This window comes from Pedococcus soli (assembly GCF_054782575.1).
In genome coordinates, this window is record NZ_BAAGSF010000005.1 from 302,800 (window position 1) to 326,189 (window position 23,390).

General features: G+C 71.4%; 25 protein-coding genes and 1 tRNA gene. 15 read left to right on the forward strand and 11 right to left on the reverse strand.

Annotated features, from left to right (window positions below; all coding sequences use genetic code 11):
• The first annotated feature begins 166 nt into the window (after positions 1-166).
• From ACYVKF_RS14555 to ACYVKF_RS14590, 8 genes are all read left to right on the forward strand, one after another.
• Positions 167-1,081 carry a glycosyltransferase gene (locus ACYVKF_RS14555; RefSeq protein ID WP_082553367.1) on the forward strand — a complete coding sequence of 305 codons (915 nt, stop codon included), beginning with the start codon at positions 167-169 and terminating at the stop codon, positions 1,079-1,081.
• Positions 1,078-2,337, forward strand: a complete 1,260-nt coding sequence (glf, locus tag ACYVKF_RS14560) for a UDP-galactopyranose mutase (protein ID WP_460967336.1) — start codon at positions 1,078-1,080, stop codon at positions 2,335-2,337. Before ACYVKF_RS14555 ends, glf begins: the two co-directional genes overlap by 4 nt.
• A complete protein-coding gene (locus ACYVKF_RS14565; RefSeq protein WP_460967338.1) occupies positions 2,334-4,289 on the forward strand; it encodes a glycosyltransferase in 1,956 nt (651 codons plus the stop codon). The genes glf and ACYVKF_RS14565 overlap by 4 nt, the downstream gene beginning before the upstream one ends.
• Entirely contained in the window at positions 4,286-5,164 is an 879-nt protein-coding gene (locus ACYVKF_RS14570; RefSeq protein WP_460967340.1) for an ABC transporter permease, read from the forward strand. The genes ACYVKF_RS14565 and ACYVKF_RS14570 overlap by 4 nt, the downstream gene beginning before the upstream one ends.
• Positions 5,164-5,898 (forward strand): ABC transporter ATP-binding protein, encoded by a 735-nt coding sequence (locus ACYVKF_RS14575; protein ID WP_460967342.1) that lies wholly within the window; start codon positions 5,164-5,166, stop codon positions 5,896-5,898. The genes ACYVKF_RS14570 and ACYVKF_RS14575 overlap by 1 nt, the downstream gene beginning before the upstream one ends.
• Positions 5,895-7,889, forward strand: coding sequence for a DUF6541 family protein (locus ACYVKF_RS14580; protein WP_460967344.1), 1,995 nt, complete (start codon positions 5,895-5,897; stop codon positions 7,887-7,889). The genes ACYVKF_RS14575 and ACYVKF_RS14580 overlap by 4 nt, the downstream gene beginning before the upstream one ends.
• 482 nt (positions 7,890-8,371) lie before the next feature.
• On the forward strand, positions 8,372-9,103 hold the full coding sequence (locus ACYVKF_RS14585; RefSeq protein WP_460967346.1) for a GAF and ANTAR domain-containing protein: 732 nt from the start codon (positions 8,372-8,374) through the stop codon (positions 9,101-9,103).
• 43 nt (positions 9,104-9,146) lie between these two features.
• A complete protein-coding gene (locus tag ACYVKF_RS14590; RefSeq protein ID WP_460967348.1) occupies positions 9,147-9,887 on the forward strand; it encodes a GAF domain-containing protein in 741 nt (246 codons plus the stop codon).
• A gap of 189 nt (positions 9,888-10,076) precedes the next feature.
• Here the strand turns inward: ACYVKF_RS14590 and ACYVKF_RS14595 are convergent, their stop codons facing one another.
• Positions 10,077-10,688, reverse strand: a complete 612-nt coding sequence (locus ACYVKF_RS14595) for an ANTAR domain-containing protein (protein WP_460967350.1) — start codon at positions 10,686-10,688, stop codon at positions 10,077-10,079.
• Positions 10,689-11,134: 446 nt separating this feature from the next.
• On the opposite strand from ACYVKF_RS14595, the gene ACYVKF_RS14600 reads away from it, so the two are divergent.
• Positions 11,135-11,371 carry a hypothetical protein gene (locus ACYVKF_RS14600; protein ID WP_460967352.1) on the forward strand — a complete coding sequence of 79 codons (237 nt, stop codon included), beginning with the start codon at positions 11,135-11,137 and terminating at the stop codon, positions 11,369-11,371.
• Positions 11,372-11,690: 319 nt separating this feature from the next.
• Here ACYVKF_RS14600 and ACYVKF_RS14605 read toward each other — a convergent pair whose 3' ends face one another.
• Positions 11,691-12,371, reverse strand: a complete 681-nt coding sequence (locus ACYVKF_RS14605; protein ID WP_460967354.1) for an NYN domain-containing protein — start codon at positions 12,369-12,371, stop codon at positions 11,691-11,693.
• A gap of 182 nt (positions 12,372-12,553) precedes the next feature.
• Between ACYVKF_RS14605 and ACYVKF_RS14610 the strand changes: the two genes are divergently transcribed.
• A complete protein-coding gene (locus tag ACYVKF_RS14610) occupies positions 12,554-12,862 on the forward strand; it encodes a helix-turn-helix domain-containing protein (protein WP_460967355.1) in 309 nt (102 codons plus the stop codon).
• Positions 12,863-13,166: 304 nt separating this feature from the next.
• Here ACYVKF_RS14610 and ACYVKF_RS14615 read toward each other — a convergent pair whose 3' ends face one another.
• Positions 13,167-13,607: a hypothetical protein gene (locus tag ACYVKF_RS14615; protein WP_460967357.1), complete on the reverse strand. Its 441-nt coding sequence runs from the start codon at positions 13,605-13,607 to the stop codon at positions 13,167-13,169.
• 262 nt (positions 13,608-13,869) lie between these two features.
• On the opposite strand from ACYVKF_RS14615, the gene ACYVKF_RS14620 reads away from it, so the two are divergent.
• Positions 13,870-14,310, forward strand: coding sequence for a hypothetical protein (locus tag ACYVKF_RS14620; RefSeq protein ID WP_460967359.1), 441 nt, complete (start codon positions 13,870-13,872; stop codon positions 14,308-14,310).
• Positions 14,311-14,312: 2 nt separating this feature from the next.
• The gene (locus ACYVKF_RS14625) at positions 14,313-14,906 is read left to right on the forward strand and encodes a hypothetical protein (protein ID WP_460967361.1); all 594 of its coding nucleotides are present in this window, start codon (positions 14,313-14,315) and stop codon (positions 14,904-14,906) included.
• A 74-nt stretch (positions 14,907-14,980) separates the two neighbouring features.
• On the opposite strand, the gene ACYVKF_RS14630 is transcribed toward ACYVKF_RS14625, so the two are convergent.
• Positions 14,981-15,136, reverse strand: a complete 156-nt coding sequence (locus tag ACYVKF_RS14630) for a hypothetical protein (protein WP_460967362.1) — start codon at positions 15,134-15,136, stop codon at positions 14,981-14,983.
• Between the two features lie 242 nt (positions 15,137-15,378).
• Positions 15,379-15,452, reverse strand: a tRNA-Ile gene (locus tag ACYVKF_RS14635).
• Between the two features lie 153 nt (positions 15,453-15,605).
• Between ACYVKF_RS14635 and ACYVKF_RS14640 the strand changes: the two genes are divergently transcribed.
• The 3 genes from ACYVKF_RS14640 to ACYVKF_RS14650 all read left to right on the forward strand — a co-directional run bounded on the left by ACYVKF_RS14640 (position 15,606) and on the right by ACYVKF_RS14650 (position 17,557).
• Positions 15,606-16,070 (forward strand): hypothetical protein, encoded by a 465-nt coding sequence (locus tag ACYVKF_RS14640; protein WP_460967364.1) that lies wholly within the window; start codon positions 15,606-15,608, stop codon positions 16,068-16,070.
• Positions 16,071-16,346: 276 nt separating this feature from the next.
• Positions 16,347-16,862, forward strand: coding sequence for a DUF3145 domain-containing protein (locus tag ACYVKF_RS14645; protein ID WP_082581052.1), 516 nt, complete (start codon positions 16,347-16,349; stop codon positions 16,860-16,862).
• 176 nt (positions 16,863-17,038) lie between these two features.
• Entirely contained in the window at positions 17,039-17,557 is a 519-nt protein-coding gene (locus tag ACYVKF_RS14650) for a hypothetical protein (RefSeq protein ID WP_460967366.1), read from the forward strand.
• A gap of 59 nt (positions 17,558-17,616) precedes the next feature.
• Here ACYVKF_RS14650 and ACYVKF_RS14655 read toward each other — a convergent pair whose 3' ends face one another.
• From ACYVKF_RS14655 to ACYVKF_RS14680, 6 genes are all read right to left on the reverse strand, one after another.
• Positions 17,617-18,243, reverse strand: a complete 627-nt coding sequence (locus ACYVKF_RS14655) for a hypothetical protein (protein ID WP_460967368.1) — start codon at positions 18,241-18,243, stop codon at positions 17,617-17,619.
• Positions 18,244-18,365: 122 nt separating this feature from the next.
• The gene (fabF, locus tag ACYVKF_RS14660) at positions 18,366-19,610 is read right to left on the reverse strand and encodes a beta-ketoacyl-ACP synthase II (protein WP_056917603.1); all 1,245 of its coding nucleotides are present in this window, start codon (positions 19,608-19,610) and stop codon (positions 18,366-18,368) included.
• 160 nt (positions 19,611-19,770) lie between these two features.
• Positions 19,771-20,019, reverse strand: a complete 249-nt coding sequence (locus tag ACYVKF_RS14665) for an acyl carrier protein (RefSeq protein WP_056917602.1) — start codon at positions 20,017-20,019, stop codon at positions 19,771-19,773.
• Between the two features lie 98 nt (positions 20,020-20,117).
• The gene (locus ACYVKF_RS14670; protein WP_056917601.1) at positions 20,118-21,137 is read right to left on the reverse strand and encodes a beta-ketoacyl-ACP synthase III; all 1,020 of its coding nucleotides are present in this window, start codon (positions 21,135-21,137) and stop codon (positions 20,118-20,120) included.
• Position 21,138: 1 nt separating this feature from the next.
• Entirely contained in the window at positions 21,139-22,068 is a 930-nt protein-coding gene (locus ACYVKF_RS14675; protein ID WP_056917600.1) for an ACP S-malonyltransferase, read from the reverse strand.
• A 117-nt stretch (positions 22,069-22,185) separates the two neighbouring features.
• Complete coding sequence (locus ACYVKF_RS14680) at positions 22,186-23,382, reverse strand: PucR family transcriptional regulator (RefSeq protein ID WP_460967371.1); 1,197 nt, start codon at positions 23,380-23,382, stop codon at positions 22,186-22,188.
• Positions 23,383-23,390 lie beyond the last annotated feature (8 nt).

Sequence of the window (23,390 nt, forward strand, 5' to 3'; positions counted from 1 at the left end):
CCGGAACGCTAGGCGGCCCAGGTGGTGTCCGGGCGGGTTCCCGGTGAACGTCCAGTGCACCGACGGTGTCGACTCGCGCACCGAACCGTGTCCTTGGCCGTCGGTCCACCTCGAGGACGCGGCGTGTTCACCGTCCCGTGGGGCGGCGTGCCTAGCGTCGTCGTTCGTGAGCACTCCCTTCTCCCTGCTCCTGCCCGTGTACCGCGGCGACCGCGCCGACTACCTGGCCAGGGCCTTCCAGAGCACCGTGAGCGAGCAGCTCGTGCGACCCTCCGAGGTGGTGGTCGTCCAGGACGGCCAGATCGGACCCGAGCTGGCGTCCGCCCTCGAGCGCGCCGAGTCCTCGAGCCCGGTGCCGGTGCGCCGCCTCCGGCTCAAGCACAACGTCGGCCTGGCGCAGGCGCTCCAGTGCGGACTGTCGGCCTGCTCCCACGAGGTCGTCGCGCGCATGGACGCCGACGACATCAGCCTGCCGCACCGGTTCGCCGTGCAGCTGCCCATGATCGAGGCAGGGGCGGACCTCGTCGGCGCCGGCATGCGCGAGTTCGGCGAGACGACGCCGACGGGGGGCCTGCTGCGCATCCCGCCGACCGACCCGGCGCTCATCGCCGCCGAGGCGCGCCTGCGCAGCCCCTTCAACCACCCGACGGTCGTCTACCGTCGCTCCGCCGTCCTCCAGGCGGGGGGCTACCGCGAGCTGCCGCTGCTCGAGGACTACTGGCTCTTCACGCGGATGATCGAGTCCGGGTCCGTGGTGGCCAACGTGCCGGAGCCGCTCGTCCTCTACCGCGTCGATGCCGGCTCCTACCAGCGACGCGGGGGACTGCGGCTGCTGCGCTCCGAGCTCGGGCTCCAGCGCCGACTGCGGCGTGAGGGGTTCACGACCTCGGGCCAGATGCTGCGCAACGTCGCGGTGCGCGGGGGCTATCGCGTGATCCCCGTCGGTCTGCGGACCTCGTTGTACCGCAACAAGTTCACGACCTCCGTCGGTGACGCGGGGGAGGTCCTCGGCCGGGAGGCAGGCGGTGGCCCCGGGGTCGCGCCGTCGCAGCGGAAGCGCCACGAGAGGAGCGGGGCATGAGGGCCGACCTCGTCGTCGTCGGGGCGGGCCTGTTCGGCCTCACCGTCGCGGAGCAGGCGGCCGAGCGCGGGCTGGACGTCGCTGTCGTGGACCGTCGTGACCACCCCGGTGGGAACGCCTGGAGCGAGACCGACCCCGACACCGGGATCGAGGTGCACCGCTACGGCGCCCACCTGTTCCACACCTCCAACGAGCGGGTCTGGGAGTACGTCAACCGCTTCACCGACTTCACGGCATACCGGCACCGGGTCTGGACCGTCCACGGTGGTGAGGTCTTCCCGCTGCCGATCAACCTGGGCACGCTGAACCAGTTCTTCCGCTCCAACCACGGCCCGGACGCCGCGCGGGCGCTGGTCGCCGAGCAGGCGGCCGAGCTCGCAGGGGAGCCCCGCAACCTCGAGGAGAAGGCGGTGTCGCTCATCGGGCGCCCGCTCTACGAGGCCTTCATCCGCGACTACACGGCCAAGCAGTGGCAGACCGACCCGCGCGACCTGCCTGCGGAGGTCATCAGCCGGCTTCCTGTCCGCTACACCTACGACAACCGCTACTTCAACGACCGCTACGAGGGCCTTCCCGTCGACGGGTATGCCGCGTGGCTGAGCCGGATGGCAGACCACCCGAGGATCTCGGTGCACCTCGAGACCGACTTCCTCGAAGCCGGGCACGCGCTGTCCCGGGACGCCGTGAGGGGGCAGGTGCCGGTCGTCTACACGGGTCCGGTGGACCGCTACTTCGGCGATGCGCACGGACCGCTCGGCTGGCGGACGCTCGACTTCGAGCGTGAGGTGCTGCCGGTCGGCGACTTCCAGGGCGCGCCGGTGATGAACTACGCGGACGGCGACGTGGACTTCACCCGGATCCTGGAGTTCCGCCACTTCCACCCCGAGCGGGACTACCGCACCGACCGGACCGTGATCGTCCGAGAGCGGTCCCGCACGGCGGGGGCCGGCGACGAGCCGTACTACCCGGTGAACACCCCGCAGGACCGCAGTCTCCTGCTGGCCTACCGCGAGCTCGTGGAGCAGGAGCGGGGACTCGGTGTCGCGTTCGGGGGACGGCTGGGCACGTACCAGTACCTCGACATGCACATGGCGATCGCCTCCGCGCTGCGCCTCGTCGACGACCTCGACGAGCTGGTGCACGGCCGCGGCGCAGCCACGCGACCGGGCTCCGGCAGCCGGGGTCGTGCCGCCCTCGCACCGGCCGGCGCGCCGGCCCTCGCCCCGGCCGGCGCGACGGCTGGAGCGACCACGTGAGCACCGAGCCCCGCGTCCTCGCGCGCGTCGTCTTCCCGACCGACGGCGACCTGGACGTCCTGCCCCTCTACGTCGACGGCCAGCAGGTCCCGGTGGCGGTGGACGACGGCGAGACCGTCCTGCCGGTCGCCTACGACCAGAACCCCGACCAGGTGCTCGGCCGTCGTTCGTACCAGCTCGGCCACGGGCAGCGGGCCTCCTTCGCCACCTACTTCAACGCCTTCCCGGCGGGGTACTGGCGCCGGTGGAGCACCCTGGCGGGCGTCCGGCTCCGGGTGCGGACCAGCGGGGCCGGCACCCTCGTCGTCTACCGCTCGTCCGCCCGCGGGTCGGTGGCCCGCGTGACCTCGCGGTCGCTCGCGGGGTCGTCGGACGAGGGGGTGTCGTTGCCGCTGAACGCGTTCGGCGACGGCGGCTGGTACTGGTTCGACCTGGTGGCCGGCAGCAGCGACCTGGTCCTCGAGTCGGCCGAGTGGCTGTCCGGCGACCTGCGCCCCGAGGCGCAGGAGCCGCCCCGCGGTTCGGTCACCATCGGGATCACGACGTTCAACCGCCCCGCCTACTGCGCGGCACTGCTGGGGCAGCTGGGGGCGGCCGAGGAGCTGCGCGACGTCGTCGACGAGGTGCTGGTCGTCGACCAGGGCACGCAGGCCGTCCGGCAGGCTCCGGGCTTCGACGACGCGGCCACGGCTCTCGGCCGGAGGCTGCGGGTCCTGGAGCAGGGCAACCTCGGGGGTTCGGGTGGGTTCGCCCGCGCCATGCTCGAGACGCTCGACGTGGGCCGCAGCGACCACGTGCTGCTCCTCGACGACGACGTCGTCTGCGAACCCGAGGGCATCGCCCGTGCGGTGACCTTCGCCGACTTCGCGCGGACGCCCACCGTCGTGGGTGGCCACATGTTCTCGATGTACGAGCGGTCGGTGCTGCACGCCTTCGCCGAGCGCGTGGCGCCGTGGCAGTTCCGGTGGGCCCCCGCCGCCGCCACCGAGCACGACCACGACCTGTCGTCGTCCAACCTGCGGTCCACCCCGTGGCTGCACCGCCGCGCCGCCGCCGACTACAACGGCTGGTGGATGTGCCTCATCCCCACGACGGTCCTGCGTGACGTCGGGCTGTCGCTGCCCGTCTTCATCAAGTGGGACGACGCGGAGTTCGGCCTGCGTGCCGCGGCGGCCGGCTACCCCACGGTCTCCCTGCCCGGTGCGGCCGTCTGGCACGTGCCGTGGACCGACAAGGACGACTCCGTGGACTGGCAGGCCTACTTCCACGCCCGCAACCGGTTCGTCGCGGCGCTGCTGCACTCGCCCTTCGAGCACGGTGGGCGGATGGTCCGGGAGAGCCTGGCCATCCAGCTCAAGCACCTCGTCGCGATGCAGTACTCGGCAGCCCACCTGCGTGAGCGTGCCCTGCTCGACGTCCTCGAGGGGCCTGCGGCCCTGCACGGCAGCCTGGCCACGACGCTCGGCGAGGTCCGGACCGCCCGTGCGGATTTCGACGACGCCCGCTTCGCCGCCGACCCCCACGAGTTCGCCGCCGTCCGGCCGGCCAAGCCGCGCCGGCGCGACCCCAGCACGGGCAAGCCGACCAGCCAGGCCGCGACGGTGGTCACCGCCCTGCTCGGTATGGCGCGCCAGCTCACCCCGGTGCCCGCCGCGTCGCGCGAGCGTCCCGAGCGCGAGGTGCCGGCCGTCGACGCAGGCTGGTGGACGCTCTCGCGCCTGGACTCCGCGCTGGTGTCGACCACGGACGGGACCGGCGTCTCGTGGCACCGCCGCGACCGTGCCGCGGCCCTTGCCGCGACGCGGCGCGCCACCGCCGTCCACCAACGGCTCCTGCGGGAGTGGCCGCGCCTGGCTGCGGAGTACCGCGCGGCGCTGCCCGACCTCGTGGGTGCCGATGCATGGCGCAAGACGCTCGACCTCCCGCTCCCGGACCGGGAGGACGGGCAGTGACGGTGTCGCTGCCGACGACCGGCGAGGCGCCGCTGGTGGTCCAGGGACGCAGCGGGGGCCTGCGAGAGGTGGCCGGACGGCGCTTCCTGCTCAGCCTCCTCGTCCGCAAGGAGCTCCGCGTCCGGTACCGCGCGTCGGTCCTCGGCCTGGGCTGGTCCTACGTCAAGCCGGCGGTGCAGTTCGGCGTCTATTTCGTCGGGCTCGGACTCGTCCTGCGGCAGAACGCGATCGGCGACTACGCCGTGTACCTCTTCGGTGGGTTGGTGGTCATGACGGTCTTCGGCGAGGCCGTCGGCAACGCGACGCGCTCGGTGGTGGCCAACGCCGACCTGGTCCGCAAGATCTATCTCCCGCGCGAGCTCTTCCCGGTCTCCAGCCTCTGCGTCGCCGGGGTGCACCTCGGCCCGCAGCTGCTCGTCCTCGTGATCGGGGCCCTGGTCGCCGGGTGGTCGCCGGACCCTGTCGGCCTGCTCGCCCTGCTGGGAGCCCTGTTGCTCGTCGGGGTGCTGGCCCTCGGCCTCGGGCTGCTGCTGGCGGCCGTGAACGTGCTGTTCCGGGACGTCGAGAACGTCGTCGACCTCGTCCTCATGGTCGTCGTCTGGACGAGCCCGGTCCTGTACCCCTGGCAACGGGTCGCAGACCTGCTCGGCCACGGCTCGACGCTCCTGGCGATCTACCAGTCGAACCCGCTCACGGTCGCCGTCGAGCTCGTGCACCGCGGCACCTGGGCGCACGCCTCACCGGGGAACGCCGCTGCCCTGCCGGGTGACCTGGGGGTGCGCGTGGCCAGCTCCTTCGCCATCGCCCTGGCGCTGCTCGCCCTGGGGCAGTGGGTGTTCCGCTCGCTGTCGGGCCGCTTCGCGCAGGAGCTGTGATGGTCGCCCCCGTGTCCGCCGTGGAGCTCGACGGCATCTCCAAGCACTTCAGCCTGCGGCACACGCACTCGCTCAAGGAGAGCGTCGTGTGGGCCCTGCAGGGTCGCGCCCGCCGTGACGAGTTCACCGCGTTGCACCCGGTCGAGCTCACCATCGGCCGTGGTGAGTCCGTGGCGCTGTTGGGGCGCAACGGATCCGGCAAGTCCACCCTCCTCAAGCTCGTCGCCGGCGTCATGGCCCCGGACACGGGCGAGGTCCGCGTGCGGGGACGGCTGGCCGGGCTGCTCGAGGTCGGCGCGGGCTTCCACCCCGACCTCACCGGGCGCGAGAACGTCTACCTCAACGCCTCGATCCTCGGTGTCGAGAGGGCCCGGATCGAGGAACGCTTCGACGACATCGTGGCGTTCGCCGACATCGGGCCGTTCCTCGACACCCAGGTGCGGTTCTACTCCTCGGGCATGTTCCTGCGCCTCGCCTTCGCGGTCGCGGTCCACACCGAACCGGACGTCTTCCTCGTCGACGAGATCCTCGCCGTGGGCGACGAGGCCTTCCGTGCCAAGTGCCTCGACCGCATCGACCTCCTCCGCGCCCAGGGCCGCACCCTCGTCGTCGTCAGCCACGACCTGCCGCTGGTCGAACGGCTCTGCGACCGCGGGATCGTCCTGGACCGGGGCCACCTGGTCGCCGACGCCCCCATCGGCGCGGCCGTCGCCGCCATGCGGGTGGCAGGTTGAGCGCCTGGTGTGCCGCGTGGCCGGCCCTCGTCGCCGCGTGCGGGGTCCTGGTCCTCCCGGGACTGGTCGTCGCCCTGGCAGCCGGGCTGCGCGGCATACCCGCCCTGGGGCTGGCACCGGCACTGTCGGTGACGACGGTGTCCGTCACCGCCGTGGTCGCGGGGCGGCTCGGCGTGCCGTTCGGGATGGGTGTGGTGGCCCTCGGTGCCGTGGTCCTGTCCGCGGCGATGGTGGGGGTGCTCGCGCTGGCCCGTTCCCTGGGGCTGCGGTGCCCCGAGGCGCGAACGGTCGGGCACCTCCCGGACCTGGCCGGGCTCGGCGGGGCCGCCTTCGGGGGCGTGTGCGCCGCCGTTGCCGTCGCCCGCGGGATCGGCCGGCCCGACGTGTTCCCCCAGACGTTCGACGCGATGTTCCACCTCAACGCCGTGTGGACGGCCCTGCGCAGCGGCGACGCCTCGTCGTTGACCCTCGGCACGGTCGCGGCCCCGGAGCGCGCTGCAGGCTTCTACCCCGCCGCCTGGCACGGCGTGACCGTCCTCGTCGCCCAGCTCAGCGGCGCGGGGGTCATCGTGTCGGCGAGCGCGGTGTCGGTGGCGATCGCCGGGGTCGTCTGGCCCCTGGGCTGCGTGTTCCTCGTGCGGCAGACCGTGGGCGTCCGTCCCGGCGTCCTGCTGGCCGGTGGCGTCCTCGCCGCGGCCTTCGGCGCGACGCCCCACCTGCTCCTGTCGTACGGGACCTTGTGGCCTAACGCCCTCGCCACGGTCCTGCTCCCCGCCGTGCTGGCGTGTGCGGTGACGGTGCTGCGGGTCCCCGAGGGCGGGATCGGTCACGGCGGTCCCATCGAAGCCCCCGCGAGCTGGCGGACCGACGAGCTCCGAGCGGCGGACCTGTCGTTGGGCCGGTTCCGGGCGGGTCTGGTCGCCGTGGCGGTCGTCCCCGGGATGGCACTGGCGCACCCGAACGCGGTGCTGAGCGCCGTCCTGCTCGTCACCGTCGTCGCCCTCGTGTCCGGGTGGCAGTGGGTGGCGAGACCACGGACCTCCACCGCCCGGCGGGTCGCGGTCGGCGTCGCGGCCCTGCTGCTGGTGTCGACCGAGCTCGCGGTGGTCGCGCAGTCCCCGGTGTTCGCGGCGACCCGACGGACGAGCTGGCCGGCCCGCCAGGGACTCGCGCAGGCCGCGGGAGAGTGGGCGCTGTCGGCACCGGTGCGCACCCCCGTGCCGTGGCTCGCGGCAGCGCTGGTGCTGGTCGGGTGCGTGACCGCGTGGAAGCGACCATCGTGGCGCTGGTTGGTGCTGGCGCACGCTGCGGCGGGCGCCGCGTTCGTGGTCGTGGCCGGCAGCGACGGACCGGTCTCCCGCACGCTGAGCGGGCCCTGGTACGACGACCCGTTCCGCCTCGCCGCCCTTCTCGGGGTGACGGCTGTTCCCCTTGCGACCGTGGGTCTGGCCCACCTCGCCGACGGGGTGGGTGACCGAGCAGCGGCGTCGCGCTGGCCGGAGCGTCTCGTCGCCGCCGCGGCGATCGGGTTCGTCGTCGTGACCGGCGGCGTCTACACCGGCTCCAACACCCGGGTCGTGGCCACGTGGTACGCCGGCCAGGGCATGGTCGGCTCCGGTGAGGAGTCGCTCCTGCGCCGCCTGCCCGAGCTCGTCCCGGCCGGGAGCACCGTGGCCGGGAACCCGTGGAACGGCTCGGTCCTGAGCGCGCCGCTCGGCGACCGGGCTGCGCTGTTCCCGCACCTTCAGGGCAGCTGGGGGCCGGACCGTGCCCTGGTGGCCGCGGACCTGTCCGCTGCCGGCAGCGACCCCGACGTCTGCCCGGCCGTGCGTCGCCTGCGGCTGGGGTACGTGCTGTCGGGCCCGGTCTCGTTCTGGAAGGGCGACTGGCGTCAGGCGGCCTACCGAGGGCTGGACGTCTCCCGTGCACCGGGGTTCGTCCCCGTGGCCAGCGGCGGGCGCCTCACGCTCTACCGCATCACCGCCTGCTGATGCGGCGGCCGGGTTGGCTGCCGCCACAGGCGTCCCGACGAGTTGAAGGCTGAGGTTCCCGGGGAACGCGAAAGCGCCTCCGCCGTCCCAGAGCGGGAGCTGGCGGAGGCGCTGGACGTGCGGCCTACCCCTGATTGTCGGCCGCAGTCGGGGCCCGCGGCGGATGAGACCGGGACCTTCGACGCTGTCGGGGGGCTTCGCCGCTGGAGTGGGGGTGCGCTTGGCCGTCCCGACACGTCGAAGGTACGCCTCGGCGGTGCGCGAGCGGCAGTGCCTTGACCGGACCTTTGCCCTCCGGGGGCCAAGTCCATACCCCGGCGCCCGTCAATCCACCTCATATCTCGCATGCTGGGCTCCGGTGGATCAGGCGCGGCTGCTCGGGTGGCCGTAGGCTGGTGGACCGACCACGGACACCACTGACTGCGGCAGAGAGCAGGACCGAGAGCCATGCCTGGGTTTGCCGGACCGCCACGGTCACGCGGGTGAGCGAGGCACCCGACCGACTGCACCGGCTGCAGGCGCTCGTCGACGTCGAGGCGCCGGCCGATGTCGCGAGTGGGCTGGCCGGGAAGCTGGACCGGATCTGCGGTGCGGCCGTGCGGATCCTGGCCGTGGCCGGGGTCGGGGTGTCGCTCATGGACAGGGCGGCGCGACCGCTCGGCACAATTGCCGCGTCCAGCCCACTCGTCCGTCGCCTGGAGGAGGTCCAGTTCACGCTCGGTGAGGGCCCCAGCGTGGAGGCCTCCTCGGCGCGGAGCCCGGTCCTCGAGGACGACCTGACCGGTTCCGGCGCACGCCGGTGGCCCGCGTATGCCGCCGCAGCCCAGGAGCAGGGGGTGAACGCCGTGTTCGCCTTCCCGATCCACGTGGGCGCGGCGCGCCTGGGGGCGATGGTCGTCTACCGCCACGAGGGTCGTCCGCTGGACCACGAGGTCGTCCTCGACGCCCTGGGGCTCGCGCGGATCTGCCTGAACACCATGCTGAGCGTGCCTGCCGCCTCGTTGGTCGGCGCCACGGACGGGCTCGGCGACGGCCTCGGCCTCAGCTCGGAGGTCTACCAGGCGCAGGGGGTCCTCACGGTGCAGCTGGGAGTTCCCCTGTCGGAGGCGATGCTGCGGCTCCGGGCTCGTGCCTACGCGACCGAACGTTCGCTGGAGGAGATCGCCGCGGACGTCCTCGCCGGTAGGATCGACCTGACCCGGGATGACCTGTGACCACGAGCATGGCCCGTCCGAACCGGGTCGACGGGAGCGCACCATGAGCACCATCTCCAGCGAACGGCTGGCGGAGACCTTCGTCCAGGTCGCCGACACCCTGGTGGATGACTTCGACCTCATCGACTTCCTCACCCTGGTGACCGAGCGCGCCGCCGAGCTGGCCGGGTCGTCCGCGTCCGGCCTGCTCCTCAGCGACGAGAACGGTCGACTGCAGTTCATGGCCGCCTCGACGGAGTCCGCCAGGATCATCGAGCTGTTCCAGGTCCAGCGTGAGGAAGGTCCGTGCCAGGACTGCTTCCGTAGCGGGGTGGCGATCTCGGAGTCCGCACTCGAGGACAGTGCGGCGCGGTGGCCGAGCTTCGCGCCCCGCGCCGTCGCGGCGGGCTTCCGCTCCGTCCATGCCTTCCCCCTGCGCCACCAACAGACGCTGATCGGCGCCCTGAACCTCTTCGACGCGGTGCCGCGGGACTTCTCCAGCGCTGATGCGAACCTGCTGCAGGCCCTGGCCGACGTGGCGACGATCGGCATCCTGCAGGAGCGCGCCATCAGGCGCGGAGAACTGCTCACCGAGCAGCTGCAGCGGGCCCTCAACAGTCGCATCACCATCGAGCAGGCGAAGGGAGCCCTGTCGCAGCTGCACGGCACCACGCCGGACGCGGCGTTCGAGATGCTCCGCTCGTACAGCCGCGGGCGCCACCTTCGGCTCACGGACGTCGCCGATGCCGTGCTGCACGACCCCACGAGCCATCCGGACCTGACCTCGGCCCAGCACCAGGGGTGATCGGGCCCGGGGCGCGAGCGCGCCCCCTCGACCAGAGGCGATGGGGGGATCCCTCGGGAGGGGGCGCGCTGGGACCTGCCCCGGCGCCGGTCCCCCCACGGAAGCATGCTCCAGAGGACCGAGGCCATGGTCTGGGGCAGCACCTCCACCATAGAACTCATCAGGCGCCATCAACAGCCCCTGGCGTGACTACCTTTCCCGCTCCACGACGCCGGTGGGGCGGACGAGCGCCAGCAGCGCGTGGTGGGTGACGGCGCCGCGCTCGTCGATCACGTTCGTCGCGATGTCGGCGAGGGCGCGGTCGGTCTGCCTGCTCAGCTCGCGCAGGCGTTCGAGGGCGCTGTCACGGCTCAGTCCCTCACGGACCATCAGCAGTCCCGTCGCCGTGCCGATGTCCAGGGCGGCCTGGTGGGTCGACGGAGGAGGGGCAGCGAACGGCTCGTGGTCGAGCGCGCGATCCAGGGCGGACTCCACCTGGATGGTCAACAGCTCAGCGGTGATCGAGGCGATCCAAAGGTCGTCGTCGTCACCGTGGACCGACACGGAGACGGTGCCCGCCGCGGGGTGGCCCCAGAGGGAGATGTCGAAGGACACGACCTTCGTTCCGGTCGCCACCGAGGTCAGTCCTCCGTGCCCTTCCCTGGTCGCGACGCGGGTGAGGACCTCGGAGTCGCCCGGGCGCTTCAGCGCGAGCTCCACGCGGCTCGCGCAGGGGAGCGCCTCGAGCAGAAGGACCGGGGCGGCTTCGGTGACGCCGTCGAACGAGGCGCCGGAGAGGACGCGCGATGCCTCGACGACCATGGCCAGAGCCAGGCTGGGGGTCAGGATGGGCGGGGGTTGGTTCACGGCGTGCCGTCCCGTGGTTCGGGGGTCCGATCGCCGCGGGTCCGGGCAGCACCGCTGTCTGCGGTCCCGTCCAGCATCGGCACGGGCGTGATGGGTGTCAAGGGCCGGCCGACATCGTGCCGGAGGTGGTGGGGCAGGTCGGGCTTGAACCGACGACCGACGGATTATGAGTCGGTCAGTCCACGTCCCGGTAGGTCCCACCCGGCTCTCACGCGTGCTCATGAGAGCCACGGTGGCGAGGCCGGATGCCTGCGGATTCCACCCGATCCCGGCGGGTGCCGTAGCACCGCGTTAGCACTGGGGGCGCGTGGGCGGTGTGGCACGCGGCCAGCCGAACATTCGGTCCTGGCCCTGCGCCTGTGCTGGTTGTGCCACCTCGTTGCTATCGGGAGAGTAAGGGCATGAGCAGCCCGCTCCTCACCCTGGCGGACGTTGCAGCCCGGCTGTCCATCCACCCAGAGACGGCCGCGCTCTGGATGCGCACCGGGCACCTCTCGGCACACAACCTCTCGAGCGGTAAGCGCTCGCGCGCGGATCTACGCCATCGCCTCCGGGAAGTCCTGACGATGCGATGGGTGCTCCTGGTCGCCGGACTGGCGCTCATCGGCTGGTGGGCGTGGGACCGAGCCCGTGGCTGACCACCAGTGGCAGCTCCTCGAGCTCACCCTCGCGACCCCTGAAACCGCGCCGTGCTTGGCGCCGGACTGCAAAAGAATGTGCGACTGGGTCAAGCGCCGCGGCCCACGACAGATGTACTGCTCACGAGCCTGCGCCCAGCGCACACGCGCCACCAGGGAACGCCTCGAGGACGCCCTGCGATGCTTCGCGACAAGATCCAGCCGGCCGCCAAGGGACACGCACTCCAGGACTCTGACGAGCTCGAGGCCCACATCCTCTGGATCCTGCGGCGCTACCCGGCACCGGGGTGGGAGGAGTAGCCCGGCAACTAAGCGAACGCTACTTGTAGTCCTTGCGGTCTCGCGAGTTCACGAAACAGGCCCCACTCAAGAACGTGTGCCATGCCGGGCGTCCGGGGATTACGAGCCGCTTGCAGTTTGCCCACCCCGCGGTCTCGATCGCGACCCGCCCCTGTGCCACTGCGTCCGTCTCCAACGCGTACTCCAGCGCAGGCTCGAGGTCCGTGTCGTGGGCCGCGAGGATGACCACGTCGTAGTCTTCCGAATCGACGGACTTCACCACCTCGATGGCGACCCGTACGTCGACGCCCTTCTCCTGCGCAGTCCAGTGGCCCGTGTGGTCATAGGTGTACTTGAGCGGCCGGTAGTTCACCTCCACCCGCCTGTCACGGGTCCACTCAGACTTTTGGGCTTGGTTACGACGGTAGAAGTCGGGCTGCTGCCGGTTACCCGGGAGCCCCCGGAATACAACAACGCGCGCCAAGTCGAGGGCCTCTGCCTCTAGACCTTTCGCTGCGCGCGCCACGGATCGCGCCTTCAGTATCTGGTTCGCGAGATGGAGAGGGTGCACCAGGCTCTCGTGCTTCGCGGTGCCGTTCGGTGCGAACTGCTCGTGCGCCGTCAGGTGAATGTTCTGGTAGTCGATGACGACGATCGCCTTACCCATGGCCCCCCCGGGAAGAAAAAAGCCCCGCCAGTCCCGGAGGACGGCGGGGAGCAATACGGGAAAGATACGTGCGCGTCAAGAAACTGTCAAAGCCAGCATGGCCCGAACGGACTAGTATTGTCGTCAATCCGCCAGAATTTGAACTCAGGTGCGGCGAGTCCAGAGGGCTGTCGAAATGCGACATGGACTAGTTCAAGGTAGTAATACAACACCTCAAGCGTAGCCCGCTTGGGCCCATGGCCGACCGGAGCAACGTGCGAAGAACGGCGCAGGTAGCCCACCTGCATGGTCTACCCCGGCCGGCCGGTGCTCGAGCGCTGCCGCAGTTCCGCGGCACGGCCAGCCCGCAGCCCACCGCGCAGCAGCGTCGAGAGCTGATCGAGTTCGTGGCCCGCCAGTATCAGGGAGGACGATCGCTGCGCGAGCTGGCCGAGCTCACCGACCGGACCCAGAGCGCCGTCGGTCGCGCCCTTGATCAGGCCGGCGTGCCAATACGCGGACCGGGGGCGCAGAGGGTGTCAGATGGGCCGTCTGTGGATAAGTGATTCGGCGTTGTCGCCCCGACTGGGTACGGTCACGCCAGATCACCGCGCCTGGCGTGGTGGCAGATGAAGGGGTGGGGAATGGCTCCGAACGAGTACGACGGTCCGATTCACCGGGATCCGCCGCCGCCGAAGGGCAAGAGCGGGCACCTCGAGTACGAGGACGAGCCCTGCCCGAAGTGCGGGAAGCCGCTTCTCGGCAAGTTCAGCGACCAGGTACTGCTGGGTGGCAGGACGGTCCGTCAGGTGGGTTCGGGCCGTGAGTGCAGGAACGGGTGCCCTGAGGGCCGGAAATTCAGCTAGCGGGCTAGGGGCTCCGTCGCCGTGCCGATCTGCTCACGGTGGCGGAGCCCCAGAACTCCTCGTCGTTCCGCTGGGCCTGGAGCTTCTCCATGGCCGCGGTGCGCTGGGCGTAGGTGCCGGGGTCGTTGGCGATGACGTTGCCGGTGTGCAGGACGGACACCTTGCTGTTGCCCACGTAGGACTTCGGCTGCACCTGCAGCCCGAACAGATCCGCGGTCTGGCCCAGCACTGCGAGGGCCTGCTTCCGCTTCCCGGGCGCGTGGGGGATGAACGACTCCCCGCCGGCGCGCGGCTCGTTGAAGACATGCTTGATGCCCTCGCCCGCGCCGAAGATGCGCGGGGTGCCGGGCCCGTAGTAGCCGCCGTCCTCGTTGAAGGTCTGGCCGCCGGCCGTACCGCGGCCGCCGTTCGCAAGCCTCCCGGCATTCCAGGAGGACGAATCCACGTTCGCAACAGGGCTTCCGGTGACGCAACCAAGAGGTAGCTCCACATCTGCGATCACCGCCAGCTCGTCCATCAGCGGGCCGCCCAGCCAGGACACGTCAGGCCGTTGCGACGAACATCGACGGCGAGACCGCGCTGCAACAGCGCAAGGACGGCGCGAGCCGTCGAAGGAGTCAGGAGCGCGTCCACAGAGCCGCACTGGAGGGAGTCCCGTGTCACCTGCGGCCCCTAGGCTCAAGGCTCCAACTAGCCAGGGGAACACCATGACCGACAAGCTCGAAGACGTGTGGGCCAGCAGGGACTTTCCCGTGCTGCGCGAGGCGGTCCGGATGAAGGACGCCGACCCGCGCATTGTCATCACACAGGCCCAGTTGCAGGAAGCCACCGGACTGGACGAAGACATGGTGAGCCGGTCCATCGTGGCCCTCAGCCGAGCAGGCCTGGTTGAACTTCTTGGTCGCATGTCCGGGTACGGACATGTCTCGAATGTGTCGCCCGCGGCATACCAGCTTGTTGGCCTCTGGCCAGACGCGTCCGACGCGACGGACCGAGTCCTGTGGGAGATCGAACGACGCATCGAGACTGCGACCCCGGAGGAACGAACCAAACTGCAGAAGCTTCGAGACGGGGTCGTGGGCGTCGGGCGCGACCTGATGACCGACGTGATGGCCTCTGTCATTACCAAGCAGATCAACGGGGCCTGACCGTGGAGAACTACACCCCCGACCAGATCTCGGCCTTCTGGTCCGGGGTCGGTGCCATCGCAACAGCCGCTGCGGCGATCGTCGCCATCGTCACGCTGCTCGCCCTCAAGCAGGACAGCCGGGACCGCACCCGGCCGCAGATGGGCGCCTTCCTCCAACCGGACGTGCTCACGAAGGCGACGGCCATCTTGGTGGTCAAGAACTACGGACCAACCGCCGCCGTCAACGTCAAGGTCACCTTCGACCCCCCGCTGCCGCAACTCGAGGGAGCCGAGGCGCAGGGGCTCGTGACACCCTTCCTCGAGCGTCGGTACCGGGGTGTAATCCCGACGATTGTGCCGCAGATGGAACTGGTGAACGTCTACCAACAGGGCTACGGAGGCGAGAGTCGTGAGCCCGTCGCAGACGAGGTCACCGTCACCTTCCACTACACCGACGCCGAGAAGCGGTCGAAGTACACGGACGCCTACGTCCTCAGCATGGCAACTCTGAAGGACGCCACTGGCTCCTACCCCGCCAACGACGACGAGAAGGGCATGAGGAAGCGCAGCATCAAGGCGCTCGAGGCCATCGCTCGAGGCATTGGCCGGCACTGATGCTGATAGCAAGCCGTTAGCAGGCATCGAGTTTGCGCAGGTCAGAGACTTGCGGGAGGGGCGAAACGGATCGGTCATCCCGTTGTCACCTCCTCGGCATCGACCACATCCGCGCCCTCGAGCGCACCCGATTCACGGTCCAGACCCATCGCACGAGCGAGCTCGCCCAGCAGGCTCTTCGGCTGCTCCGCCTCGCTCATGATCAGGCCGGCGGCACGCAGGCGCACCAACAGCTGCGCCCTGGACTGCGGATCCAGACCCAGCCGCTCGCCGGCACGCTCCGCCGTCCGGTTGGCCCGCTGCCACCGCTCCTCCAGGGGCAGGCACCAGGCGCACCCACCGCACACTCCCCGAACGACGAGATGTTTCGGGAGCGTGGCCAGTGACCGTCGTTAGCAGTTCCGTAGCAATAACGATCGGAGAGACCATCTTCGAACGTCTACTGCAGGCCGCTGACCTGCGTAAACACCTGTGGGGCAGGTCGGGCTTGAACCGACGACCGACGGATTATGAGTCCGCTGCTCTGACCGACTGAGCTACTGCCCCGGCACCAGCTCGGCTGTCACCGGCTGGGCGCGGTGAGCCTACCGGCAGCCCTCACAGGGAGTCACAGGCACCGACAGCCCCGGCACTCCTCCCGCAGTGCTCCGGCACAGACGCCGGTCGCACGGTGGAGCTCCACCAACCAAGGAGCACCCCGTGAAGATCACCATCGTCCCCGTCGCCGCCGGTCTCGCGCTCGCCACCGGCATCGCCATCACGGGCGCGTCCCTGGCCAGCGCCGACCAGGTCACGTCGTCCACCGCCACGTCGTCGTACCCGCCGTCGACCGGGTCCGGCGCGGCCGCCGACCCCAGCAGGCCCATGCGCTCGGACGAGAAGCTCCTGACCGGGGACGTGGCCGCGAAGGTCACCGCGGCCGCCAAGGCCAAGGAGCCCACCGCGACGATCGAACGGGTCGAGACCGACTCCGACGGAGTGTTCGAGGCCCACATGGTCCGCGCCGACGGCACCCACGTCATCGTCCAGATCGGCAAGGACTACGCCGTGACAGCGGTTCAGGAGGGCGGCCAGGGCGGTGGGCCGTCCGCTGGGCAAGGAGCCGGGGGAGCGGCGCCCACCCAGGGCGAGGCGCCGGCAGCCACCTCCAGCTCGACGACCTGACCGCACCATCCTCCTGTCGCACCCACCCCGCACCAGCATGGGCGGGGTGGGCGCGGCAGACCGGTATGGCGCGCGGCCGGGCGCTGCTCACCGCCCGCCATACCCGTCGGTGACCATGTGCTGGACGGGACTCGTGATAACGCTGGTGCCGAAGTGGTGCGTGGTGCACAATGGTCGCCAGCAGGTCCCAACTGAAGATCGCGGCAACACGCCGGTGACCCGAGATGTGCGCAGGTTCGTGGGGAAGACGTCCCTCGCACACCCAAGGAGGCCCGGATGTCTGTCGCGATGCCGCGTGTCACGACTCGCGGGGTGGTGTTCATTCACTCCACCCCCAAAGCGCTGTGCCCGCACATCACCTGGGCGCTCGAGTCAGCCCTCGACCGCCCACTGTCCATCGACTGGACCCCGCAACCGGCCGGCGCAGGACTGGTGCGCGCCGAGCTCGCGTGGACCGGTGTGCAGGGTAGTGGTGCCAAGCTCGCCTCGACGCTGCGCGGGTGGGACAACCTGCGCTACGAGGTGACCGAGGAGCCGAGTCCCGGCGCCGACGGGTCACGCTGGTCGCACACGCCGGCTCTGGGCATCCACCACACCTGGACCTCGGCCGCGGGAGACGCCGTGGTCAACGAGGACCGGCTGCGGGAGGTCCTGCGGTTGTCGCAGGGTTCCCCGGAGGCGATGTCCGACATGCTCGAGGAGATCCTCGGGTCGGACTGGGACGCGGAGCTCGAGCCGTTCCGCTACGCCGGTGACGGCGCGCCCGTGCGATGGCTCCACAAGGTCGGCTGACCCAGGTCAGCAAGGCAGGGACGAGCCGGCGAGGCCTCCGGGGGGAGGCTCGCCGGCTCGTCTGCGTGCCGGGCCGCAGCCGGCCGGAGAGCGATCCCCGCTGACCTGCGGGATTCCCGGGTCCTGGACGGGTTTCGGTAGCGTGTCACGCTGATCGTCCGACCCTGGAGGTATCTGTGACCCGCCCCAAGGCCAGTCCGCTGGTGTTCGTGGGGGTGCTGGCCACGGCTGGTGTGGGGGTCCTGCTGTGGTGCGCCTGGCTAGTCCTGACCGCCCCGCTGCCCGGCGACGCAGCGGCCGCAGCCTGGGCCCTGTGGCTGCTCGCCGTGGCCGCGTTCGCCACGCTCATCGCCTACCTGAGCGAGCTGGTCCGGCACGGCGCACTGGCCCGTCGCGGCAGCTGGAAGCCGCGGCCGGGGCTGCTGCTGCTCTGGGTCGCCGGTCTCACGGCCCTGCTGGCGTTCCCGTTCGTCCTGCCCGAGCGGTCCGACGCGACCCGATCCGACCGGCCCGCCACCCAGAACCGGTCGGTGCCCGATGCGGCGCTCACAGGGGGAGGGGCGCCGGACGGCAGCACGGTGTCGCCCACCTTCGCGACGACAAGCTCCTCGCGGTCCTCGACCGCCACGCGAGCGACCTCCCCGGCCGCCGACCACCTCCACGGTCGTCACCGGGTACGCCCATCCGCGGCGTGACCCTGGCCCCAGCCCCGCGCTGAACCGGGTCTGGACGGAGCGGGGCGAGACGCCCGCCGTCAGCGGACGATGCGGCCGACCCGACCGGCCCGCCCCTGGACCATCGCGTGCTGCCCGACCTCGAGCGGCTGCTCGGTGGTGCCGGCGGACGGCAGGAAGGTGCGCCCGGCCCGGGCGCGGATGACGCTGAGCTCGTGCACCTCGAACAGCTCCAGGGGCAGCGTCCAGAACGACGGGCTGTGCTCGATGACGACCACGTCGCCGTACTGGTGCACACCGGTGATGAGCGAGTAGCCGTACTCGACGGACGAGTCGTGGTCCCGGACCCGCAGGCTCTCCTGCCCGACGGTGACGGCGATGAACCGTCCCGGGACCACCTCACGGGCCAGCCACGCCTCGTTGCGGCCCATGGTCATCAGGACGATGGCGCCATATGCGGCGAGGGCCACCGCGGCGAGCCCGCCCATCAGCCACCAGGTCAGCTCGGCGGCCCCGCCGGGGTGCCGCCAGGCACAGAACAGGGCCGTCAGGGCTGCCACGGCGAGGACGGGCGCGAGCTGGCGCAGGACGAGGGGGCTGCGGAGGGTGTGCGACCACAGGGCTGCCCGGAACCGTCGGGGCAGGCGGTCGTCGACGACCTGGATGCGTTCGACGCCCCAGCCCCGCGCTCCCGATGCACCAACCACCCGCGACCTCCCTGATCGGACTCACGGCCGCAAACTGGCCGCGACTCGATGATCACGAAGACATCACGGGACGACCACCCTCCGAACGGCTGACTTGCCGTTAACTCAGGCAACCGCACGGGTCACGGTGAAGTGAAAACCACCGCCACGTTGTGACCACCGAACCCGAACGAGTTGTTCAGTGCGGCGATGTCGCCGGCGGGCAGCTTGCGCGCCTCACCGTGCACGACGTCGAGCTTGATCGCCGGGTCGAAGTCGTCGAGGTTGATGGTGGCAGGGGCCAGGCGGTGGTGCAGGGCGAGGATCGTCAGGACGCCCTCGAGCGCACCGGCGGCACCGAGCAGGTGCCCCGTCATCGACTTGGTCGCGCTGACGGGCATCCCGTCCGCGTCGTCGCCGAACGCCCGGCGGATCGCGTTGGACTCGGCCACGTCGCCGACCGGCGTCGACGTCGCGTGGGCGTTGACGTGGACGATGTCCTTGGGCGTCAGGCCGGCGCGCTGGACGGCCTCGACCATGGCTCGGGACGCACCAGCACCCTCGGGCTCGGGCGCCGCGATGTGGTGGGAGTCCGCGGACATGCCCACGCCCCCGACCTCGGCGTAGATCTTGGCACCGCGGGCCTTCGCCGCCTCGTACTCCTCGAGCACCACGACGGCCGCACCCTCACCGAGGACGAAGCCGTCGCGCCCGGTGTCGTAGGGGCGCGAGGCGCGCTCGGGGTCGTCGTTGCGGGTCGAGAGGGCCTGCATCGCGGCGAACCCGGCGATGGGCAGCGCGTGCACGGCACCCTCGGTGCCACCGGCGACGGCGATGTCCGCACGACCGTTCCGGATCATGTCGTACGCGTAGCCCATCGCCTCGAGGCCGGAGGCGCAGGCGGAGACGGGGGTGTGGGCGCCGGCGCGGGCCCCGATCTCGAGCGAGACCGCGGCCGACGAGGCGTTGGGCATCAGCATGGGGACGGCAAGGGGGAAGACGCGGCGCGGGCCCTTCTCGCGCAGGTTGTCCCACTGCGACAGCAGCGTCCACACGCCACCGATGCCGGTGCCGATGCAGGCAGCCAGGCGCTCGGGGTCGCCCTCGGGCGACCCGGCGTCGGCCCAGGCCTCACGCGCGGCGATGAGGGCGTACTGCGCGCTCGGGTCCATGCGGCGGACCTCGACCTTGCTCAGCACCTCCTCGGCGGGGGTCTTCAGCGTCGCGGCGAACTTCACGGGGAGGTCGTACTGCTCCACCCACTCGTAGGGCATGGTCCGGGCACCGGACCGGCCGGCGAGGATGGCGTCCCACGTGTCGGGGACGTTGCCGCCCACGGGGGTGGTGGCTCCGAGGCCCGTGACGACGACGCGTCGTTCGGCGGTCATGTCTGGGTGCTCCTTCGTGAGGGGTGCTGCGGTGGAGGGTGGTGCGTGGTGCTGCGGTGGAGGGTGGTGCGTGGTGCTGCTGCGGGGTGGCGGCCGGCGAGCCGGGTATGGCGCGGGCGCGCCACCCCGCGGGTGGTGCGGGTGCGGCGTCAGCCGCAGGTCAGCTCTGGCTCTTCGAGATGAAGGACACGGCGTCGCCGACGGTCTTGAGGTTCTTGACCTCGTCGTCGGGGATGCGCACGCCGAACTTCTCCTCGGCGTTGACCACGATGGTCATCATCGACAGGGAGTCGATGTCGAGGTCGTCGGTGAAGGACTTCTCGGACTGCACCGAGTCGGTGTCCAGACCGGTCTCCTCGTTGACGATCTCGGCCAGTCCCTCGAGGATCTCCTGCTCGCTCTGTGCCATGTGCTTGCGCTCCTTGGTTGTCCGACGGGTGTCGGTGTGGTTGGTCGTTGGTCGGCCCGGTCGTGCACCCCGCGGGCCCGCGGGAGTCGTGGGTGCCGCTAGGGCAGGACGATGACCTGCGCGGCATACACCAGGCCGGCACCGAAGCCGATCTGGAGGGCGAGGCCGCCCCGTGGTGCCTCACCCTCGCGCAGCATGCGCTCGGTGGCGAGGGGGACGGAGGCGGCGGAGGTGTTGGCGGTGTCGGCGATGTCGCGGGCCACGGCGATGTCGCTGGGCAGCTTGAGCTGCTTGATCATCGCGTCGATGATCCGCATGTTCGCCTGGTGGGGGATGAACGCGTCGAGGTCCTCGGGGCGCACCCCGGCGGCGTCGAGCGCCTTGAGCGCGACCGGGGCCATGCCCCAGACCGCCCAGCGGAACACGGTCTGGCCGGCCATCCCGATCGCCGGCCAGCCGAGGTCCTGGTCGCGGACGTCGACCCAGGAGTCGCGCTGCGAGATGGCCTTCCACTGCGCGCCGTCCGAACCCCACACGGTGGGGCCGATGGCCGGGGTGTCGGACGGCCCGACGATGGCCGCGCCGGCGCCGTCGCCGAAGATGAAGGCGGACCCACGGTCGTTGAGGTCGGTGAAGTCGGAGAGCTTCTCGACGCCGATGACGAGGACGTGGCGGGCGCTGCCGCCACGCACCATGTCGCTGGCGAGGCTGATGGCGTGGCAGTAGCCGGCGCACGCGGCCGAGATGTCGAACGCAGCGGCCTGGATGCCGAGCCGGTCGGCGACGATCGGCGCCGCGGCCGGCGTCTGGAACGGATGGGTCACGGTCGCGACGATGACGGCGTCGATGGCGGAGGCCTCGAGCCCCGCCATGGCGAGGGCCTCGTGCGAGGCGGCGACGGACATGTCGACGACGGACTCGTCCTTGGCGGCGAAGCGGCGGCTCTTGATGCCCGAGCGCTCCTGGATCCACTCGTCGGAGGAGTCGATCGCCTCGACGAGCTCGGCGTTCCACACGACCCGCTCGGGGCGGTAGCCGCCGACGCCGAGGATCCGCGAGAACGTGGCTCCGGCGGGAGCGGTGATGGTGCCGGTGCCCTTGGGGGCGGGTGTGGTCATGTCAGGCCTCTTGCGCGTCGTCGGAGATGAGCTGCTGTGCCGCCGCGAGGTCGTCGGGCGTCTTCACTGCCAGGGTGGTGACCCCGGGCATCCCGCGCTTGGCGAGCCCCACGAGGGTGCCGGCCGGGCTGAGCTCGATGAGCGTGGTGACGCCCTGCTCGACCATCGTCTGCATGCACAGGTCCCAGCGCACCGGGTTGCTCACCTGCTGGACCAGGCGGGTCAGGACCTCGGCGCCCGAGCCGACCGCGGCGCCGTCGCGGTTGGACAGCAGGGTGACGCCGGGATCGCTGACGTCGAAGCCCTGGGCGAGCTCGCCGAGCGCCTCGACGGCGGGGGCCATGTGGGTGGTGTGGAACGCGCCCGCCACCTGCAGCGGGATGACGCGCGCCTTGGCCGGCGGGTCGGCGAGCAGCGCTGCCAGCTGGTCGAGGGTGCCGGCGGCGACGGTCTGGCCGGCGCCGTTGGCGTTGGCCGCCGTGAGGCCGTGGCGTTCGAGGACGGCGGCCACCTCCGCGGGGTCGCCACCGAGGACGGCGCTCATCCCGGTGGGCGTGGTGGCGCTGGCGGCTGCCATGCCGGCGCCGCGCTCGCGGACGAACACCATCGCGTCGTGGTCGGACAGCACCCCCGCCAGAGCCGCCGCGGTGATCTCGCCGACGGAGTGGCCGGCGGTGACGCCGACGGTGCCCGCCGGGCCGCTCGGCAGCAGCACCGCGGCGGTGGCCAGGCCCGCGCCGACGATGAGGGGCTGGGCGACCGCCGTGTCCTTGATCGTCTCGGCGTCCGAGGTCGTGCCGTGCGCCACGAGGTCGAGACCGGCGACGTCGGAGAGCGACTCGAGCCGCTCGCGGAAGGCAGGCAGCTCGAGCCAGGGCGCGAGGAAGCCGGGGGTCTGGGAGCCCTGTCCGGGGCAGACGATTGCGAGCACGGTCCCAGCCTTGCGGTCCCCACCCGACGGAGGCGTGACCGTTCCGCACGAACATCCCGGGCCCGTTTTGGAGGTTTCCTCCAATTGATCTCCGCCGGCGTGACCGGCGCCACGTCGTCAGCCGGCGGGCGTGTAGCGCACCGCGGAGGGGCCGGGGCGGCTCAGCCGACCCAGGGCCAGGGCGATCCGCACCGTGTGGGCGTCGTGGGGATCGGTCAGGTGGTAGCCGGTGAGGTCGGCGATCTTGCCCAGGCGGTAGCGCACGGTGTTGGGGTGCACGAAGAGCAGCCGGGCCGTGCCCTCGAGGCCGCCCCCGGTCTCGAGGTAGGACGCCGCGGTCTCGAGCAGGGCACCCCCGCTCGAGGAGAGCGGGTGCCAGATCCGGTCGAGCATGAGCGCGCGGGCAGGGGCGTCGCCGATGAGGACGCGCTCGGCCAGGAGGTCGTCCGCAGCCACCGGTCGGGGTGCTTCGGGCCAGGCCTGCGCGCACGAGTGGCCGGCGAGCGCCGCCCGCGCGGAGCGGCCGGCGGCGAACAGGTGGGGCACCGTCGGACCGACGACCACGGGGCCCTCGCCGAACTGGTCGCCCACCTCACGCGCCGCCACCATGGCGTCGTCGACGTTGCCGATGATGCAGACCAGGCGGCGTCCCTGGACCGCGGCGAGGGTGTCCACTCCCACGCGCTCAGCCGCCCTGCGCAGGCCGTCGACCACTCCGGCCGAGCTCCCGGGAGGCGTGCTCCCGGCGATGACGGCCACGCGGGTGGTCGAACCCCAGCCCAGCGCGGCGGCCCTCGACTGCATGGAGTCGTCGGCCTCACCACGCAGGACTGCATCGACCACGAGCCCCTCGAGCCGCGCGTCCCACGCCCCGCGGGCCTCGGCCGCGTGCGCGTAGACCTCGGCCGCTGCGAACGCGATCTCGCGCGAGTACCGCAGCACCGACTCGCGCAGGGCCTGCTCCTCACCGGGCTCCGCGAGGGCCGTGGCGTCCTGCTCCACGACGTCGACCACCGAGCGCACGAGGTCGAGGGTCTGCCTCAGCGTGATCGACCGGGTGAGCTCACGGGGTGCGGTGCCGAAGACGTCCGCCGTGACGGGGATGTGGTCGCCGCCCTCGCGCAGCCACGCGATGAAGGCCGCGATGCCGGCCTGGGCGACCAGCCCGACCCATGACCGGTCCTCCGCCGACAGGGCGCGGTACCAGTCGTGCGCGGTCTCCATCCGCCGGGTCGCGCCGCTGGACAGCTCCCCGGCGGCACGCTCCACCCGTTGCAGGGTGGCGGGGGAGGTCGTGACCGTCGCGGGCGCCATACGGGGAG

What these genes read in the sequence shown, in the direction of transcription:
- ACYVKF_RS14645 (WP_082581052.1), top strand. Translation starts at nt 16,347, where the DNA reads ATGTCTGTCGCGATGCCGCGTGTCACGACTCGCGGGGTGGTGTTCATT.
- ACYVKF_RS14590 (WP_460967348.1), top strand. Translation starts at nt 9,147, where the DNA reads ATGAGCACCATCTCCAGCGAACGGCTGGCGGAGACCTTCGTCCAGGTC.
- ACYVKF_RS14665 (WP_056917602.1), bottom strand. Translation starts at nt 20,019, where the DNA reads ATGGCACAGAGCGAGCAGGAGATCCTCGAGGGACTGGCCGAGATCGTC.
- fabF (WP_056917603.1), bottom strand. Translation starts at nt 19,610, where the DNA reads ATGACCGCCGAACGACGCGTCGTCGTCACGGGCCTCGGAGCCACCACC.
- ACYVKF_RS14600 (WP_460967352.1), top strand. Translation starts at nt 11,135, where the DNA reads ATGAGCAGCCCGCTCCTCACCCTGGCGGACGTTGCAGCCCGGCTGTCC.
- ACYVKF_RS14620 (WP_460967359.1), top strand. Translation starts at nt 13,870, where the DNA reads ATGACCGACAAGCTCGAAGACGTGTGGGCCAGCAGGGACTTTCCCGTG.
- ACYVKF_RS14680 (WP_460967371.1), bottom strand. Translation starts at nt 23,382, where the DNA reads ATGGCGCCCGCGACGGTCACGACCTCCCCCGCCACCCTGCAACGGGTG.
- ACYVKF_RS14595 (WP_460967350.1), bottom strand. Translation starts at nt 10,688, where the DNA reads ATGGTCGTCGAGGCATCGCGCGTCCTCTCCGGCGCCTCGTTCGACGGC.
- ACYVKF_RS14670 (WP_056917601.1), bottom strand. Translation starts at nt 21,137, where the DNA reads ATGACCACACCCGCCCCCAAGGGCACCGGCACCATCACCGCTCCCGCC.
- ACYVKF_RS14575 (WP_460967342.1), top strand. Translation starts at nt 5,164, where the DNA reads ATGGTCGCCCCCGTGTCCGCCGTGGAGCTCGACGGCATCTCCAAGCAC.
- ACYVKF_RS14610 (WP_460967355.1), top strand. Translation starts at nt 12,554, where the DNA reads ATGGCCGACCGGAGCAACGTGCGAAGAACGGCGCAGGTAGCCCACCTG.
- glf (WP_460967336.1), top strand. Translation starts at nt 1,078, where the DNA reads ATGAGGGCCGACCTCGTCGTCGTCGGGGCGGGCCTGTTCGGCCTCACC.